This is a genomic window from Kitasatospora sp. NPDC088742 (assembly GCF_055584905.1).
The window spans coordinates 95,252-113,434 of record NZ_JBVJLD010000011.1; the positions used below are offsets into that span (position 1 = coordinate 95,252).

Genomic DNA, 18,183 nt, shown 5'->3' on the forward strand with positions numbered 1-18,183 from the left:
CGCGGATGAACGCCCGCCTCGCCCCCGGCTGCCGCCCGCGCGGCTGCCGCGCGCCCGCGCGCCGGGTGCTGGGCCGGCGGGTCCGGTACGTGATCGGTTGCGAGCCTGGGCAGGTGCCCGGCCGGCGATGGCGAAGGACGCACGGCTGACGCTCCGTCAGCACGCACGTCAGACACGCCACTTCACCGATTTCACGAGGACGTAACTGCCATGTCCGAAAAGGACTACCTGCCAGGCACCCAGGTCCCCGACGCCCGGGGGTACTTCGGGGCGTACGGCGGCCGCTTCATCCCGGAGGCGCTGGTCGCCGCCGTCGAGCAGGTCGCCGAGGAGTACGAGAAGGCCAAGGCCGACCCGGCCTTCGCGGCCGAGCTGGACGGGCTGCTGAAGGACTACACCGGCCGCCCGAGCCCGCTCACCGACGTGCACCGGTTCTCCGCCGAGGCCGGCGGGGCGCGGATCCTGCTCAAGCGCGAGGACCTCAACCACACCGGCTCGCACAAGATCAACAACGTGCTGGGCCAGGCCCTGCTGACCCGCCGGATGGGCAAGACCCGGATCATCGCCGAGACCGGCGCCGGCCAGCACGGCGTGGCCACCGCCACCGCCTGCGCGCTGTTCGGCTTCGAGTGCACCGTCTACATGGGCGAGGTCGACACCCAGCGCCAGGCGCTGAACGTGGCCCGGATGCGGATGCTCGGCGCCGAGGTGGTGGCCGTGAAGTCCGGCAGCCGCACCCTCAAGGACGCCATCAACGAGGCCTTCCGCGACTGGGTGGCCAACGTGGACTCCACCCACTACCTGTTCGGCACGGTGGCCGGGCCGCACCCCTTCCCGGCCATGGTCCGGGACTTCCACCGGGTGATCGGCATCGAGGCCCGCGAGCAGGTGCTGGAGCGGACCGGGAAGCTCCCGGACGCGGTGGTCGCCTGCGTCGGAGGCGGCTCCAACGCGATGGGCATCTTCCACGAGTTCATCCCGGACGCGGGCGTCCGGCTGATCGGCTGCGAGGCGGCCGGCGAGGGCGTGGACACCGAGAAGCACGCGGCCACCCTGACCAAGGGCGACCCGGGCGTGCTGCACGGCTCGCGCACCTACGTGCTCCAGGACGAGGACGGCCAGACCATCGAGTCGCACTCGATCTCGGCCGGTCTGGACTACCCGGGCGTCGGCCCGGAGCACGCCTGGCTGAAGGACACCGGACGGGCCGAGTACCGCCCGGTGACGGACGACGAGGCGATGCAGGCGCTGCGCCTGCTGTCCCGCACCGAGGGGATCATCCCGGCCATCGAGAGCGCCCACGCGCTCGCCGGGGCGCTCAAGCTCGGCCGCGAGCTGGGCCCGGAGGCGACCATCCTGGTCTCGCTCTCCGGCCGCGGCGACAAGGACATGCACACCGCCGCCGAGTACTTCGGCCTGTACGACAGCAACGGGGGCAAGTGACCATGGCTTCGAAGTTGAGCGCGGTGCTGGCCGCCGCCAAGAACGAGGACCGCGCGGCCCTGATCGGCTACCTGCCGGCCGGCTTCCCGACCGTGGACGGCGGGATCGCCGCCGTGAAGGCGCTGATCGAGGGCGGCTGCGACGTGGTCGAGGTCGGCCTGCCGCACTCCGACCCGGTGCTGGACGGCGCGGTCATCCAGACCGCCGACGACATCGCGCTGCGCGGTGGCGTGAAGATCAAGGACGTGATCCGCACGGTCGCCGAGGTGGCCGCCGCGCACCCCGAGGCCGCGGTCCTGGTGATGACGTACTGGAACCCGGTCGACCGCTACGGCGTGGCCCGGTTCGCCGCCGACCTGGCGGCCGCCGGGGGAGCGGGCTGCATCCTGCCCGACCTCCCGGTGGAGGAGTCCGGCGAGTGGCGGGCGGCCGCGGCCGAGCACGGTCTGGACACCGTCTTCGTGGTCGCGCCGAGCAGCAAGGACGCCCGCCTGGCCGAGGTCACGGCGGCCGGCTCCGGCTTCGTCTACGCCGCCGCGGTGATGGGCGTGACGGGCACCCGGGCCGCCGTCGGCTCGATGGCCGAGGACCTGGTCGCCCGCACCCGGGCCACCACCGAGCTGCCGGTCTGCGTCGGCCTCGGGGTCTCCAACGCCACCCAGGCCGCCGAGGTGGCCGGCTTCGCGGACGGCGTGATCGTCGGCTCCGCCTTCGTCCAGCGCATCCTGGACGCGGACGGCGAGCCGGCCGCGCTGGACGCGGTGCGCGCGCTCGCCGCCGAGCTGGCCGTGGGGGTCCGCAAGCGCTGACGGCATCCGCCGCCCGACCGAGGCCCGTGCGAACCCCCTGGGAGCGCACGGGCCTTGGCGTTCCGTCAGCGATTCATCGGTGTTCCGTCAGGGACGACACACCGGTGAGCTGCCCCGTCCGGGTGAAGTACCGGGCTCCGACGCATCGGTGGGGATTGACCGGCGTTGAGTGGAGGGACGAGTTCGTGTGCGGTACGGACCGTTCCCGACCGAAGGAGTCCGCCCAGTGCCCTGTTTCCACCGTGCCGTCCTGCTCCGGGCGGCGGTCGCGGCCCTGGTGCTCGGCGTGGCGATGGGGGCGGAGGCGACGGTCGGCCCGGCGATGGCCCGGCGCGGGGTGGAGCGGGCCGAGCACGAGGCTTACCGCTGCGGCCAGTTGGCCAGTGCGGACTCGGCGGTCAGGGCCGGGCGCTCGCAGCCGGAGGGCCGGCCCCCACTGGGGGCGTCGGCCGAGCGGCTGCGCTGCCGCCAGGTGCGCTGACCGGCCGCCGGTGAGATCGGACATACACGCTATTCCATCACTCATTCGGCTTAAGGTGCGAATGTGGAGTAACCGCCATTCATCCCCTACGGTTCATCAGGAAGCGTGAGCGGCAGCCACGTCACGACGAACCGATGGGGGAGGACACCCGATGCCCAGTCAGAACACCGCCCTGCGCAGAGCGGTGGACGGCCCGCCCGGCGAGTGGTTCGGCCTGGTGGTCCGGCTCGGCCTGGCGGTGGTCTGGGCTTGGGCCGGGCTGGCGAAGATCGCCGATCCGGCGGAGGCCGCCCAGGCGGTGCGGGCGTACGAGATCCTGCCCGAGTCTCTGGTCAAGCCGGTGGGCTACGGGCTGCCGTTCCTCGAAGTGACGCTCGCCCTGCTGCTGTTGATCGGTCTGGGCACCCGGATCGTCGCGATGGTCTCGGCCGTGCTGCTGCTCGCCTTCATCGCCGGGATCGCCTCCGCGTGGGCCCGGGGCATCTCGATCGACTGCGGCTGCTTCGGCGGCGGCGGTGCGGTCGACTCCTCGAAGACCGAGTACGCGCAGGAGATCGCGCGTGACACCGGCTTCCTGCTGCTGGCCGCCTGGCTGGTCTGGCGGCCGAGGACCAGGCTCTCGGCCGACGCCTGGCTCAACGCCTGAACGGCCCGCCCCCGCCCCGTACCTGACGGACTCCCGACGACTTCCCCCGCCCACCCGGCCCCCACCTTGGACGTACCGAGACATGAGCGAGAAGAACCGAGAAGGCAAGCGCACCGCCCGCGAGCGGATGCTGGAGGAGCGGGCCGCCGATGAGGCCCGGGACAAGCGCAAGAAGAAGCTGGCCATCGGCGGCGCGGTGCTCGCCGTGATCGTGGTCGGCGCGGTGATCGGCGTGGTGGTGCAGAACCAGCGCGACAAGCCGGACGCCCCCGTCGCCCACCCGGCCGGGACGATCGGCGACAAGAACCTGGTCATCCCGGACGGCCCGTCCAACGCGCCCTCCACGCTCACCGTCTACGAGGACCCGCGGTGCCCCGCCTGCGGCATCTTCGAGCGTGAATTCGCCTCCACGGTCGATCAATTGGAGGACGCCGGGAAGCTCCAGGGGAACTACCACCTGGTCTCCTTCATCGACCGCTCGCTCGGCGGCAAGGGCTCCAAGTACGGTGCCAACGCGCTGGCCTGCGCGCAGGACGCGGGCAAGTTCCGCGCGTACCACGACGTGATGTACAAGAACCAGCCCGAGGAGACCGCCGACACCTTCGGCACCAAGAGCACCCTGATCGACCTGGGCAAGCAGGTGCCGGGCCTGGACTCGCCCACCTTCGAGAGCTGCGTCAACGACAACAAGTACGCGGACTGGGTCTCGGCGGTGCAGCAGGACTTCGACAAGTCCAGCTACAAGTCGACCCCCACGGTGCTGCTCAACGGCCAGCCGGTCTACCCGAAGAACGCGGCCGGCGAGCAGATCTCCCCGGAGAACCTGGTCAAGTGGGTGGACGCGGCGAACGCCGGCAAGCCGCTCGGCACCGTCGCGACCCCGGCCCAGTAGCGAACGTTCGGAAGCTGTGACCCCGCGCGGTGCCGGAGTGCCGGGCGGGGTCGGGTAGCGTCGGCCCTGCCATGGAAATCGCATACATTCCGAGCCCGTCGCGGGGCGTCTACGAGCTAGGACCAATCCCGCTTCGCGCCTACGCGTTCTGCATCATCATCGGTGTCGTCGTGGCCGTCTGGCTCGGCAGCAAGCGCTGGGTCGCCCGCGGCGGCGCCAAGCACACCGTCGGGGACATCGCCGTCTGGGCGGTGCCGTTCGGTCTGGTGGGCGGCCGCCTCTACCACGTGATCACCGACAACCAGCTGTACTTCGGGGAGGGCCGGAACCCGGTCGACGCCCTGAAGATCTGGGAGGGCGGCCTCGGCATCTGGGGCGCGATCGCCCTGGGCGCGGTCGGCGCCTGGATCGGTGCCCGCCGCCGGGGCGTGCCGCTGCCCGCCTACGCCGACGCGATCGCCCCGGGCATCGCGCTGGCCCAGGCCTGCGGCCGCTGGGGCAACTGGTTCAACCAGGAGCTGTACGGCCGGGCCACCGACCTCCCCTGGGGTCTGGAGATCGACAAGGTCGAGTCGGACGGCACGAGGATCGTCGGGGTCTTCCACCCGACCTTCCTCTACGAGTCGCTCTGGTGCGTCGGTGTCGCGCTGCTGGTGATCTGGGCGGACAGGCGCTTCAACCTCGGCCACGGCCGGGCCTTCGCGGTCTACGTCGCCGCGTACAGCGTCGGCCGGTTCTGGATCGAGGACCTGCGGATCGACGAGGCGCACCACTTCCTGGGCCTGCGGCTCAACGAGTGGACCGCGATCCTCACCTTCGTCGGCGCGATCGTCTACCTGGTGGTGGTCGGGAAGCTGCGCCCCGGCCGGGAGGCCCCGGACAGCATCGACCCGGCCTCGAACGTGGGCGAACTGACGGTGTCCGCACCGGAGTCCGCCACCGGTGACGAGACCCCCGCCGAGGCCCCGGCCGAGGCACCCGCCGACTCCGAGCGACCGGAGCCCGACCACAAGTCCTGACCTGCGATTTCCCAACTCCTCGGCCGCCCGCACCGTTTGGTGCCGGGCGGCCGAAGTCGTGTTCGGGAAGCCTTACTTTGCTGGAAAGCCCCGATACATCGGACTACCTTTCAAATCGTCACGAGAAGACCGCAACCACCTTCCTGAGGGGGGCCGATCGCCATGGCCGCGACCATCGCCGAGCCGATCGCCGAGGAGAATCCGATGCCGCGGATACCGGCCGAGGGGCACCACCGGGACGTCAACGGCGGGTGGCTGCGCCCGGCCGTGTTCGGCGCGATGGACGGGCTGGTCTCCAACTTCGCGCTGATGACCGGTGTGGTCGGCGGCGCGGCCTCCCCGAGCACGGTGATCATCACCGGGCTGGCCGGCCTGGCCGCCGGCGCCTGCTCGATGGCGGCGGGGGAGTACACCTCGGTGGCCTCCCAGCGCGAGCTGGTCGAGGCCGAGATCGAGGCCGAGCGGCTGGAGCTGCACCGCAACCCGCATGGCGAGCTGGCCGAGCTGGCCCAGCTGTACGTCTCGCGCGGGGTGGAGCCCGAGCTGGCGCACGAGGTGGCCCGGCAGCTCTCCGCCGATCCGGAGCAGGCGCTGGAGGTGCACGCCCGCGAGGAGCTCGGGGTGGACCCGCACGACCTGCCCTCCCCGATGGTGGCCGCGGTCTCCTCCTTCGCCTGCTTCGCGGCCGGCGCCCTGCTCCCGCTGCTGCCCTACCTGCTGGGCGCCACCTCGCTGGCCCCGGCCCTGGTGCTCTCGCTGATCGGCCTCTTCCTGTGCGGTGCCGTGGTGGCCCGGGTGACGGCCCGCGCCTGGTGGTTCAGCGGTCTGCGCCAGTTGGTGCTGGGCGGCGCGGCGGCGGCGGTGACGTTCGGGCTGGGCGCGCTGATCGGTGGTCAGATCGGCTGACCGGGGGAGCATGGCTATGACCTTGCGCACATGGTTGAGCTACTCGACCTGCGCAGATCCCGGCCGATCCGTGGTCCGGCCGCAGAATCTCATGCCGGGCTCGCCGATCGGCGCAGGATTCGCAGGGCACCCGTTCTCGGTATGTGGACAGTGGATTACACCGCTGTTTCGCTCCCGGGGGCAGGGGGCACACTGGTGGAGGCACGCGGCTCGGCACATGCTCCCGGCCCGTCCCCGATCCGTCAGGTTGAGCGCCCTGACCAGGGCGGATTGTCCGCACTGTGGACGAGGAATCCCACTGTCCGGTCAATCCGACATCATGTAACCTGCACGAAATCGCATGAGGGCCAACGTCGTCCCTACTGCACCAAGCACTTGCCAGAGACGACGACGGGAGAGCCGATGCTGTCTGCATCCATGCACTCCGCCAACGAGCCCGGTCAGGCCGCCGCGCGGCCGTACGCGCTCGTTCCGGATGCGCGACCCACTGCTCAGGGCCTGTACGACCCGCGAAACGAGCACGACGCCTGCGGCGTCGGTTTCGTCGCCACGCTGACCGGCATCGCCGACCACACGATCGTCGACCAGGCGCTGACCGTCCTGCGCAACCTGGAGCACCGCGGCGCCACCGGCGCCGAGCCGGACTCCGGTGACGGCGCGGGCATCCTGACCCAGGTGCCGGACGCGTTCCTGCGCGCCAAGGTCTCCTTCGAGCTCCCCGAGGCCGGCTCCTACGCCGTCGGCATCGCCTTCCTGCCCGACGAGGACGCCGCCGACGCGGCCGCCGTCGCGCAGATCGAGGCCATCGCCGCCGAGGAGGACCTGACCGTCCTCGGCTGGCGCGAGGTGCCGGTCACCCCCGACCTGCTCGGTGCCACCGCCCGCTCGGTGATGCCGCGCTTCCGCCAGCTCTTCGTCACCGGCGAGGGCAAGAGCGGGATCGCGCTGGACCGGGTCGCCTTCGTCGTCCGCAAGCGCGCCGAGCGCGAGGCCGGGGTGTACTTCCCCTCGCTCTCCGCCCGGACCATCGTCTACAAGGGCATGCTGACCACCGGTCAGCTGGAGCCGTTCTTCCCCGACCTGTCGGACCGGCTGTTCGCCTCCGCCATCGGTCTGGTGCACTCGCGGTTCTCCACCAACACCTTCCCGAGCTGGCCGCTGGCCCACCCGTACCGCTTCGTCGCCCACAACGGTGAGATCAACACCGTCAAGGGCAACCGGAACTGGATGACGGCCCGTGAGTCCCAGCTGGCCACCGACCTGATCCCCGGCGACTTGAGCCGGATCTTCCCGATCTGCACCCCGGACCACTCCGACTCGGCCTCCTTCGACGAGGTCCTGGAGCTGCTCCACCTGGGCGGCCGTTCGCTGCCGCACTCGGTGCTGATGATGATCCCGGAGGCGTGGGAGAACCACGCCACCATGGAGCCGGCCCGCCGCGCCTTCTACCAGTACCACTCCAACCTGATGGAGCCCTGGGACGGCCCGGCCTGCGTGACCTTCACCGACGGCACCAAGATCGGTGCCGTGCTGGACCGCAACGGCCTGCGCCCGGCCCGGTACTGGGTCACCGAGGACGGCCTCGTGGTGCTCTCCTCCGAGGTCGGCGTGCTCGACATCGACCAGGAGAAGGTCAGCCAGAAGGGCCGGCTGCAGCCCGGCAAGATGTTCCTGATCGACACCGTCGAGGGCCGGATCGTCCCGGACGAGGAGATCAAGTCCGAGCTGGCCGCCGAGCACCCGTACCAGGAGTGGGTGGACGCCGGGCAGATCGAGCTCAAGGCGCTGCCCGAGCGCGAGCACATCCACCACACCCACGCCTCGGTGACGCGCCGTCAGCAGACCTTCGGCTACACCGAGGAGGAGCTGCGGGTCATCCTGGCCCCGATGGCCAGGACCGGTGGCGAGGCGCTCGGCTCGATGGGCACCGACAGCCCGATCGCGGCGCTGTCCGAGAAGCCCCGGCTGCTCTTCGACTACTTCGTGCAGCTCTTCGCGCAGGTCACCAACCCGCCGCTGGACGCCATCCGCGAGGAGCTCGTCACCTCGCTGCTGTCCAACCTCGGGCCGGAGGGCAACCTGCTCGCCGCCTCCGCCGCGCACTGCCGCTCGATCGGCATCACCTTCCCGGTGATCGACAACGACGAGCTGGCCAAGCTGATCCACGTCAACCAGGACGGCGACCAGCAGGGCCTCAAGGCCGTCACGCTGTCCGGTCTCTACAAGGTCGGCGGTGGCGGCGAGGCACTGGCCGCCAGGCTGGCGGAGATCGCGGCCGAGACCGACGCGGCGATCGCCGACGGCGCCCGGATCATCCTGCTGTCGGACCGTCACTCCGACGCCGAGCACGCGCCGATCCCCTCGCTGCTGCTCACCTCCTCGGTGCACCACCACCTGATCCGCACCAAGCAGCGCACCCAGGTGTCGCTGCTGGTCGAGGCCGGTGACGTGCGCGAGGTGCACCACGTCGCGCTGCTGATCGGCTACGGCGCCGGCGCGGTCAACCCGTACCTGGCCATGGAGTCGGTCGAGGACCTGGTCGAGCAGGCGGTCTTCATCGAGGGCATCGAGCCCGAGAAGGCGATCAAGAACCTGATCAAGGCGCTCGGCAAGGGTGTCCTCAAGGTGATGTCCAAGATGGGCATCTCCACCGTCGCCTCCTACCGCGGCGCCCAGGTCTTCGAGGTCATCGGCCTCGACCAGGCCACCGTGGACGCGTACTTCGCGGGCACCACCACCAAGCTCGGTGGCATCGGCCTGGCCGAGATCGCCAAGGAGGTGGCCGCCCGCCACGCCAAGGCGTACCCGGCCTCCGGCATCTCCGCCGCGCACCGCGCGCTGGACATCGGCGGCGAGTACCAGTGGCGCCGCGAGGGCGAGCCGCACCTGTTCGACCCGGACACCGTCTTCCGGCTGCAGCACTCGACCCGCTCGCGCCGCTACGACATTTTCAAGCAGTACACCGAGCGCGTGAACACCCAGTCCGAGCGGCTCATGACGCTCCGTGGGCTGTTCAAGTTCGACGGCAAGGGCCGGGAGCCGATCTCGATCGACGAGGTCGAGCCGGTCTCGGAGATCGTCAAGCGCTTCTCCACCGGCGCCATGTCGTACGGCTCCATCTCGATGGAGGCGCACGAGACGCTGGCCATCGCGATGAACCGCCTCGGCGGCAAGTCCAACACCGGTGAGGGCGGCGAGGACCCGGAGCGCCTGTACGACCCGGAGCGCCGCTCGGCGATCAAGCAGGTCGCCTCCGGCCGGTTCGGCGTCACCTCCGAGTACCTGGTGAACGCGGACGACATCCAGATCAAGATGGCCCAGGGCGCCAAGCCCGGCGAGGGCGGCCAGCTGCCCGGCCACAAGGTCTACCCGTGGGTGGCCCGGACCCGGCACTCCACCCCGGGCGTCGGCCTGATCTCGCCGCCGCCGCACCACGACATCTACTCCATCGAGGACCTGGCTCAGCTGATCCACGACCTCAAGAACGCCAACCCGGACGCTCGCATCCACGTGAAGCTGGTCTCCGAGGTCGGCGTCGGCACCGTCGCGGCGGGCGTCTCCAAGGCGCACGCGGACGTGGTGCTGGTCTCCGGCCACGACGGCGGCACCGGCGCCTCGCCGCTCACCTCGCTCAAGCACGCGGGCGGCCCCTGGGAGCTCGGCCTGGCCGAGACCCAGCAGACCCTGCTGCTGAACGGGCTGCGCGACCGGATCGTGGTCCAGACGGACGGTCAGCTCAAGACCGGCCGCGACGTGGTCATCGCCGCCCTGCTGGGCGCCGAGGAGTTCGGCTTCGCGACCGCCCCGCTGGTGGTCTCCGGCTGCATCATGATGCGCGTCTGCCACCTGGACACCTGCCCGGTCGGCGTCGCCACCCAGAACCCGGTGCTGCGCGACCGCTTCTCCGGCAAGCCCGAGTTCGTGGTGAACTTCTTCGAGTTCATCGCGGAGGAGGTCCGGGAGATCCTGGCCGAGCTGGGCTTCCGCACCATCGAGGAGGCGGTCGGCCACGCCGAGCACATCAACGCCGCCGACGCGATCACCCACTGGAAGGCGGCCGGTCTCGACCTGGCCCCGCTGTTCCACGTGCCCGAGCTGCCCGAGGGCGCGGCCCTGCACAACACCACGGTCCAGGACCACTCGCTGGACAAGGCGCTCGACAACCAGCTGATCGAGCTGGCCGAGGACGCGCTGGAGCGCGGCGACTCGGTCCGCATCCAGCTGCCGATCCGCAACGTCAACCGGACCGTGGGCACCATGCTCGGCCACCAGGTGACGAAGCGTTACCGCGGCGAGGGCCTGCCCGAGGGCACCATCGACGTGACCCTGACCGGCTCGGCCGGCCAGTCCTTCGGCGCCTTCGTGCCCAAGGGCGTGACGCTCCGTCTGGAGGGCGACGCCAACGACTACGTGGGCAAGGGCCTCTCCGGCGGTGTGGTCATCGTCCGCCCGGCGCGGAACGCGGCCGCCATCGGCGCCGACGCCCAGAACCACGTGATCGCGGGCAACACCATCGGCTACGGCGCCACCTCGGGCCGGATCCACCTGCGCGGCAAGGCCGGCGAGCGCTTCGCCGTCCGCAACTCCGGTGCCACCCTGGTGGTCGAGGGCGTGGGCGACCACGGCCTGGAGTACATGACCGGTGGGCGGGTCGTCGTCCTGGGCGAGACCGGCCGCAATCTCGCGGCGGGCATGTCCGGTGGCATCGCCTACGTGCTCGACCTGCGCCCGGCCAACGTGAACGACGGCATGGTGGGCATCGAGGCCCCTTCCGCCGCCGACCGCGAGTGGCTGCGCGAGACCGTCCAGCAGCACTACGAGGAGACCGGCTCCACCGTCGCCGCCGAGCTCCTGGCCGACTGGGGCAGCGGGGTCTCCCGCTTCTCCAAGATCATGCCGACCGACTACAAGGCTGTGCTCGCCGCCAAGGACGCCGCTGAGCGCGATGGCCTCTCCGAGGCCGAGACCACTCGCAAGATGATGGAGGCGGCACATGGCTGACCCCAAGGGCTTCCTGACCACCGGCAAGCAGCTGGCCGAGCGCCGTCCCGTGGACGTCCGTCTGCGGGACTGGAACGAGGTCTACGTCGAGCGCAGCCTCCTGCCGATCATCAGCAAGCAGGCCGGCCGCTGCATGGACTGCGGCATCCCGTTCTGCCACAACGGCTGCCCGCTCGGGAACCTCATCCCCGAGTGGAACGACCTGGCCTTCCGTGACGACTGGAAGGGCGCCATCGAGCGCCTGCACGCGACCAACAACTTCCCGGAGTTCACCGGGCGGCTGTGCCCGGCGCCGTGCGAGTCGGCCTGTGTCCTGGGAATCAACCAGGACGCGGTGACCATCAAGAACGTCGAGGTCACCATCATCGACAAGGCCTGGGACAACGGCGGGGTCACCGCGCAGATCCCGGAGCGCCTGTCGGGCAAGACCGTCGCCGTGGTCGGCTCCGGCCCGGCCGGTCTGGCCGTCGCCCAGCAGCTCACCCGGGCCGGCCACACCGTGGTGGTGTACGAGCGCGCGGACCGGATCGGCGGCCTGCTCCGCTACGGCATCCCCGAGTTCAAGATGGAGAAGCGCCACATCAACCGCCGCATCGAGCAGATGCGCGCGGAGGGCACCCGCTTCCGCACCGGTGTCAGCGTCGGCGAGGACATCACCGGTCAGCAGCTGCGCGAGCGCTTCGACGCCGTGGTGGTCGCCGCCGGTGCCACCACCGCCCGTGATCTCCCGGTCCCGGGACGGGAGTTGAAGGGCATCCACCAGGCGATGGAGTACCTGCCGCTGGCCAACAAGGTGCAGGAGGGCGACTTCGTCGAGCCTCCGATCTCGGCCAAGGGCAAGCACGTCGTGGTGATCGGCGGCGGTGACACCGGTGCTGACTGCCTGGGCACCGCGCTCCGCCAGGGGGCCGCTTCGGTCACCCAGCTGGAGATCATGCCGCGTCCCAGCGACGACCGCCCGGCCGGCCAGCCCTGGCCGACCATGCCGATGACCTACAAGGTCACCTCCGCGCACGAGGAGGGTGGCGAGCGCGTCTACGCGGTCAACACCACCCACTTCACCGGCGACGAGGACGGCAACGTCCAGGAACTCCACCTGGTCGAGGTCGAGTTCAAGGACGGCCGGTTCCAGCCGGTCGAGGGCACCGAGCGGGCCATCCCGGCCCAGCTGGTCACCCTGGCGATGGGCTTCACGGGTACCGACGTGAAGAACGGCCTGGTCGAGCAGCTCGGCGTCGAGCTGGACGCCCGGGGCAACGTGAACCGGGACGCCAAGTTCGCCACCAACGTGGACGGCGTGTACGTCTGCGGCGACGCCGGCCGCGGCCAGTCGCTGATCGTCTGGGCCATCGCGGAGGGCCGTTCGGCCGCCGCCGCGGTGGACAGGTACCTGGGCGGCAAGACCGCGCTGCCCGCCCCGATCCGCCCGACCGACCGCCCGCTGGTGGTCTGACCACTTCCGGTGGTCACCTTCAAATCCCTCACCAGAAACCGCCGGACGCCTTCCGTTCGGCTGCATTAACCGCCAGCCCGTCAGAGCCGCCGGGCTCATGCGGTCTCGACGGCGCCTGCTCCCTCCCCGACCAAGCTGGGAGCAGGCGCCGTTTCTTGCGTTTCCGTCAGGTTAAGGACAGGTGGAAGCTGTACGTTCGCTGGATGTGCACGGGAACCTGACGACGACCTCCGTACCCTTTCCGGGTTCGCGCCCGATGTGACGTACGGGGCTCTGCTGGTCCGTCAGATTCTTGCTGGTCAAGTTAGTTGACGGTTGAATGTCAGGTTGCTTTCGGATCTGATGGGCCGCAGTGGTGAGCGAGCCGGGTTCGAACTCATCGGCCGACGCTGCCACTTCTTTTCGGTGCCCCACGCCCGAGTCCTGTCACCGCATCCGGACCGCCGCGCCAGAAAACGGGCGGTCCAGCGTATCCGAAACACGTCAATGCGGCACCGGCCCATTTCGGCCGTTGCCAGAGGAAGGACCAACTGTGGCTCAAGTGACGGCAGTTGAGGCTCAAGACTGGCTGATCGAGAAGATCGCCCACCGGCTCGGCTCCACGAGCGACCAGGTCTCGCCGGAGCAGTACTTCGACGAGCTGGACCTGGACTCCACCGAGGCGCTGATCCTGGCCGGGGAGATGGAGAGCTGGCTGGGCTTCGAGCTCGGCACCACCACGCTCTGGTACCACCCGACCATCAAGGACCTGGCGGCCCACATCGCGGAGGAGTGCAGCCGGCGTGCAGCCGCGTAGAAGCGGGCCCGCGCTGGTCCTGCCGCTGCGCCCGGCCGGACCGGGCGGCCGCACCGTCCACCTGGTGCACCCCGGGGCGCTGGCCGCCTCGGTGCACCGCACCCTGGCCGAGGCCCTGCCGGACGGGACCGGGCTGACCGTGCTGGACCTCTCCGCCCTGCCCGAGTACGGCGAGGCCGCCCTCACCGGCGGCCGGGCCGAGACCACTGTCGAGGCCCTCGCCGAACGGCTGGTCTCGGAGTTGGGCGATCACCAAGTCACCTTGCTGGGTTGGTCGTTCGGCGGTGTGGTGGCCCAGGCCATGGTGGAGCTGCTGCCCGCCGGGCGGCGGCCGGAGCAGCTGGTGCTGCTGGACAGCATCGCGCCCACCGAGGAGTACCAGCAGCCCGACGAGGCGCTCGAACCGCCGCTCCTGCTGGGCTGGTTCGCGATGTACCTGGGGGCCAAGCGCGGCCGCCCGGTGCCGCTCGACCCCGGGGCGCTGGCCGGCCTCGGGACGGACCAGGGCCTGCCCCTCGTCCTGGACGCCGCCACCGGCAGCGGCGCCCTGCTGCCGGACACCCCGCTGCCCGGCCTGCGCAAGCTCTACGACACCTACGTGGACGGCCTGTTGCGCAACAACCGGCTCACCGCCCCGCACCGGCCGGGCCCGTCGAGCGTCCCGCTGGTCCTGGTCAAGGCCGAGCAGAGCCTGATCCCGGAGGACCCCACGCTCGGCTGGCAGCCGCTCGCCCCGCGCGGGCTCGGCCTGGCCGTGGTCCCCGGGGACCACTACACGATGCTCACCCGACCGGACGCGACCCAGGCCATCGCCCGCCTGCTCGACCTCTGAGCACCGCGCTGCCCCGGCACCACACCCGCCCAGCGCCCCGCTCCGCCGCGTACCAGACCGCGCAACCGCCCCACCCCAGACCCTCGTTGGGCCCGGGCCGGGCGGCAGACCCGGCCATCCGACCAAGAGAGCCCGCCGTGAACCCTTCGCAGCCAGCGCACTCCCCGAAGCACACTCCCCTCGAACCCGGCAGACCGAGCGACCGCGAGCTCGACCGCCGCCTCGCCAACGACCCGATCGCCATCGTCGGCATGTCCGCCCTGTACCCCAAGTCCCGTGACCTGCGGGAGTTCTGGTCCAACGTGGTGGCGGCGGCCGACTGCATCGAGGAGGTTCCGGCCGACCACTGGGACCTGGACGAGCACTACGACCCGGACCCGAACGCCCCCGACAAGACCTACTCCCGGCACGGCGGCTTCATCCCCACCGTGGAGTTCAACCCGCTGGAGTTCGGCCTGCCGCCGAACACCCTGGAGGTCACCGACGTCCTCCAGCTGCTCAGCCTGATGGTCGCCCGCGACCTGCTCAAGCACGCCGGGGCCGACCAGGACTGGTACGACCCGTCCCGCACCGGCGTGGTGCTCGGTGTCACCGGCGCCAACCAGCTCACCCAGCCGCTCTCGGCCCGCCTGCAGACCCCGGTCATCAAGGAGGTGGCCCGCAGCGTCGGGCTCTCCGAGCAGGACGCCGAGGAGATCGCGGAGAAGTTCAAGCTGGCCTTCGCGCCCTGGGAGGAGAACTCCTTCCCCGGCATGCTGGGCAACGTGGTGGCCGGCCGGGTGGCCAACCGCCTCGACCTCGGTGGCATCAACATGACCATCGACGCCGCCTGCGCCTCCTCGCTCGGCGCGGTCAAGTCCGCGATCAGCGAACTGATCGAGGGCCGCTCCGACACCATGCTGGTCGGCGGCTGCGACGCCGAGAACACCATCTTCATGTACCTCTGCTTCGCCAAGACCCCGGCCTTCTCCAAGGCCGGCCGCATCCGCCCGTTCGACAAGGAGGCCGACGGCACCCTGATCGGCGAGGGCATCGGCATGCTGGCGCTGCGCCGGCTGGCCGACGCCGAGCGGGACGGCAACACCATCTACGCCGTGATCAAGGGCATCGGCGCCTCCAGCGACGGCCGCTTCAAGTCCATCTACGCGCCGCGCAAGGAGGGCCAGATGACGGCCCTGCGGCGGGCCTACCAGGACGCGGACTGCACGCCCGAGAGCATCGAGCTGTTCGAGGCGCACGGCACCGGCACCGCGGTCGGCGACGCCACCGAGCTCTCCGCGCTCGCCGCCGTGGTCTCCGAGTCCACCGAGGCCCGGCAGTTCGCCGCCGTCGGCAGCGTCAAGTCCCAGATCGGGCACACCAAGGCGGCCGCCGGCGCGGCCGGTCTGATCAAGCTCTCGATGGCCCTGCACCACAAGCTGCTGCCGCCCACCATCAACGTGGACGAGCCCAACCCGGCCATCGACTTCGAGAACAGCCCGTTCTACGTCAACACCGAGACCCGCCCGTGGATCCGCGACCCGGAGCGCGAGCGCCGCCGGGCGGCGATCTCCTCCTTCGGCTTCGGCGGCACCAACTTCCACGTGGTGCTGGAGGAGTACGGCGACGGGGACGACCTCAAGGTGCTCTTCCCGGTCGCCCGGGTGCACCACTGGCACGCCGCCACGGCGGGCGAGCTGGCGGGCGTGCTCGCCGGGCCGGGGTCCGGGTCGGAGTCGGCGGAGGTGGCTCCGGCCGGGCACGCCCGGATCGCGCTGGTCGCCCGTACGGCGGAGGAGCTGGCCGAGCTGCGCGCGCTGGCCGTCGCCGAGCTGGCCGCCAAGCCGGGCGCCACCGAGTGGGCGCACCCCAAGGGCGTCTACTTCCGTTCCACCGCAGGGGAGTTCGGCAAGGTCGGCGCGCTCTTCGCGGGCCAGGGCAGCCAGTACGTCAACCCGGGCCACCGGGCCGTGCTCGCCGTCCCGCCGCTGCGGGCGGCCTTCGACGCCGCCAACCGCCGTTTCGTCGGTGCCGAGCCGCTCTCCCGGGTGGCCTTCCCGCCGCCCGCCTTCGACCCGGCCTCCCGGAGCGGTCAGGAGGAGGCGCTGCGCCGCACCGAGTACGCGCAGCCCGCGATCGGCGCGCTGGCGGCCGGCCAGTTCCGCTACCTGAGCGACCTCGGATTCGCCGCCGAGGGCCACCTCGGCCACAGCTTCGGCGAGTTGACCGCCCTCTGGGCGGCCGGCGCGCTGGACGACGAGGCCTTCTTCGGCCTGGCCCGGGCCCGGGGCGCCGCGATGGCGCCGCCCGCCGAGGTCGGGTTCGACGCCGGTGCGATGGCCGCGCTCAGCGCGGACGACCGGCAGGTCGCCGAACTGCTGGCCGCCCGCGACGGGTTGGTGGTCTGCAACCGCAACGCGGCCGACCAGATCGTGGTCGGCGGCGGCACGGCGGAGATCGAGGCGCTGGTCGCGGCGGCGAAGGTCGCCGGAGTGCGGGCCAGCCGGCTGCCGGTCTCGGCCGCCTTCCACACCCCGTACGTGGCGCACGCGGTGGAGGCCTTCCGGACCAGTGTCGGGGAGGTCGAGGTGCGCGAGCCGCGCGGCCCGGTGTTCGCCAACACCCCCGGCGCGGTCTACGGCGCGGACGTCGAGGCCAACCGGGCCGTGCTGGCCGAGCAGTTGGTCAACCCGGTGCACTTCGCCGACCGGGTCGAGGAGATGTACGCGGCCGGCTTCCGCACCTTCGTGGAGTTCGGTCCGAAGGGTGTGCTGACCCAGCTGGTCCGCCGCATCCTCGGCGAACGCCCGCACCAGGCCGTCCAGTTGGACCCGGGCCCGGGTGGGGACGCCGACCTCGCGCTGAAGCGCGCGGTGGCCCAGCTGCTGGTGCTCGGCCTGCCGCTCACCTCGGCCGACCCGTACGTGGCGGCGGAGGCGGTGGAGGAGGCCGGGAAGAAGGGCATGTCGGTGCCGCTGAACGGCATCAACCACGTGTCGGAGCAGCGCAAGGCCGCGTACCAGGAGGCGCTGGACAACGGCTACCGGGTCTCGACGGCCCCCTCGGCCTCGGTTGCCCCGGCCGTCCGGCCGGCTCCGGCCGCCGTCGCGCCGTCGCTGCCGCCGGTGCCGACGCCCGCTCCGACCCCGACGCCCGCTCCGACCCCGGCGCCCGTGGTGCCCGTGGTGGCTCCTGTCGCGGTGGCCGTGCCGCCCTCCCTGCCGGTCATACCCCCGGCAGCCCCCGTACCTGCCCAGGAGGCAGCACCCGTGGAGCACGAACGCCGGTCCGACCGGCTGTCCGAGCTGATCAGCGATCACCTCGCCCTGCACGACGACTACATGAACGGCCAGATGCAGAGCGCCGAGCGGCTGGCCGGTCTGCTGGAGAACGCGGTCGACCAGGGCCGGCTCTCCGAGGTGCTCGGCGGCGTCACCGCCGTCAAGGAGCACGGCCTCGCCATCGGCCGCACCCACCTGCGGGCCAACGAGATCCTCCGCGACCTCGCCGCCCTGGAGCTCGGCGGCACCCCGGCACCCACCCCTGTGGTCCCGGCGCCCGTCGCCCAGCCGGTGCGAGTCGCACACGCCCCGGCCCCGGTCGCGCAGGTCGCCCCGGCTCCGACCCCGGTTCCGGCTGTGGCTGTGGCTCCGGCTCCGGTCCGGGAGATCGCCCCCGTGCCGGTCGCCCCGGTGGCCGCCCTGCCGCCCGCTCCGGTGGTCGCCCCTGTTGCTGCCCCGGCCCCTGTCGTCGCGGCTCCGACCGTTGACGTCGCGTCGGCGCTGCTGGCGGTCGTCTCGGCGAAGACCGGCTACCCGATCGACATGCTCGACCTGGGCATGGACGTGGAGGCGGACCTGGGGATCGACTCGATCAAGCGGGTCGAGATCCTGGGTGTGCTGTCGGAGCAGTTCCCGAGCGACACC

At 71.4% G+C, this 18,183-nt stretch carries 13 protein-coding genes; all 13 read left to right on the forward strand.

Annotated elements, in window-relative coordinates; all coding sequences use genetic code 11:
• The first annotated feature begins 5 nt into the window (after nucleotides 1-5).
• Nucleotides 6-149 carry a tryptophan biosynthesis modulator TrpM gene (gene trpM / locus ACZ6ZR_RS12175; protein WP_380148896.1) on the forward strand — a complete coding sequence of 48 codons (144 nt, stop codon included), beginning with the start codon at nucleotides 6-8 and terminating at the stop codon, nucleotides 147-149.
• A 61-nt stretch (nucleotides 150-210) separates the two neighbouring features.
• Complete coding sequence (trpB, locus tag ACZ6ZR_RS12180) at nucleotides 211-1,443, forward strand: tryptophan synthase subunit beta (protein ID WP_465641988.1); 1,233 nt, start codon at nucleotides 211-213, stop codon at nucleotides 1,441-1,443.
• Between the two features lie 2 nt (nucleotides 1,444-1,445).
• Complete coding sequence (trpA, locus tag ACZ6ZR_RS12185) at nucleotides 1,446-2,252, forward strand: tryptophan synthase subunit alpha (protein WP_465641989.1); 807 nt, start codon at nucleotides 1,446-1,448, stop codon at nucleotides 2,250-2,252.
• A gap of 226 nt (nucleotides 2,253-2,478) precedes the next feature.
• Nucleotides 2,479-2,733 carry a hypothetical protein gene (locus ACZ6ZR_RS12190; RefSeq protein ID WP_465641990.1) on the forward strand — a complete coding sequence of 85 codons (255 nt, stop codon included), beginning with the start codon at nucleotides 2,479-2,481 and terminating at the stop codon, nucleotides 2,731-2,733.
• 151 nt (nucleotides 2,734-2,884) lie between these two features.
• The gene (locus ACZ6ZR_RS12195) at nucleotides 2,885-3,379 is read left to right on the forward strand and encodes a MauE/DoxX family redox-associated membrane protein (RefSeq protein WP_465641991.1); all 495 of its coding nucleotides are present in this window, start codon (nucleotides 2,885-2,887) and stop codon (nucleotides 3,377-3,379) included.
• Nucleotides 3,380-3,461: 82 nt separating this feature from the next.
• The gene (locus tag ACZ6ZR_RS12200) at nucleotides 3,462-4,271 is read left to right on the forward strand and encodes a DsbA family protein (protein WP_465641992.1); all 810 of its coding nucleotides are present in this window, start codon (nucleotides 3,462-3,464) and stop codon (nucleotides 4,269-4,271) included.
• 71 nt (nucleotides 4,272-4,342) lie between these two features.
• The gene (gene lgt / locus ACZ6ZR_RS12205; protein WP_465641993.1) at nucleotides 4,343-5,290 is read left to right on the forward strand and encodes a prolipoprotein diacylglyceryl transferase; all 948 of its coding nucleotides are present in this window, start codon (nucleotides 4,343-4,345) and stop codon (nucleotides 5,288-5,290) included.
• Between the two features lie 204 nt (nucleotides 5,291-5,494).
• On the forward strand, nucleotides 5,495-6,196 hold the full coding sequence (locus tag ACZ6ZR_RS12210) for a VIT1/CCC1 transporter family protein (protein WP_465642033.1): 702 nt from the start codon (nucleotides 5,495-5,497) through the stop codon (nucleotides 6,194-6,196).
• A gap of 417 nt (nucleotides 6,197-6,613) precedes the next feature.
• The gene (gltB, locus tag ACZ6ZR_RS12215; protein WP_465642034.1) at nucleotides 6,614-11,197 is read left to right on the forward strand and encodes a glutamate synthase large subunit; all 4,584 of its coding nucleotides are present in this window, start codon (nucleotides 6,614-6,616) and stop codon (nucleotides 11,195-11,197) included.
• Entirely contained in the window at nucleotides 11,190-12,650 is a 1,461-nt protein-coding gene (locus ACZ6ZR_RS12220; protein ID WP_465641994.1) for a glutamate synthase subunit beta, read from the forward strand. Before gltB ends, ACZ6ZR_RS12220 begins: the two co-directional genes overlap by 8 nt.
• A 541-nt stretch (nucleotides 12,651-13,191) precedes the next feature.
• Nucleotides 13,192-13,446 (forward strand): acyl carrier protein, encoded by a 255-nt coding sequence (locus ACZ6ZR_RS12225; protein ID WP_465641995.1) that lies wholly within the window; start codon nucleotides 13,192-13,194, stop codon nucleotides 13,444-13,446.
• Complete coding sequence (locus ACZ6ZR_RS12230) at nucleotides 13,433-14,278, forward strand: thioesterase domain-containing protein (RefSeq protein WP_465641996.1); 846 nt, start codon at nucleotides 13,433-13,435, stop codon at nucleotides 14,276-14,278. Before ACZ6ZR_RS12225 ends, ACZ6ZR_RS12230 begins: the two co-directional genes overlap by 14 nt.
• Nucleotides 14,279-14,415: 137 nt before the next feature.
• On the forward strand, nucleotides 14,416-18,183 hold a 3,768-nt coding region (locus ACZ6ZR_RS12235; protein ID WP_465641997.1), incomplete at its 3' end, for a beta-ketoacyl synthase N-terminal-like domain-containing protein.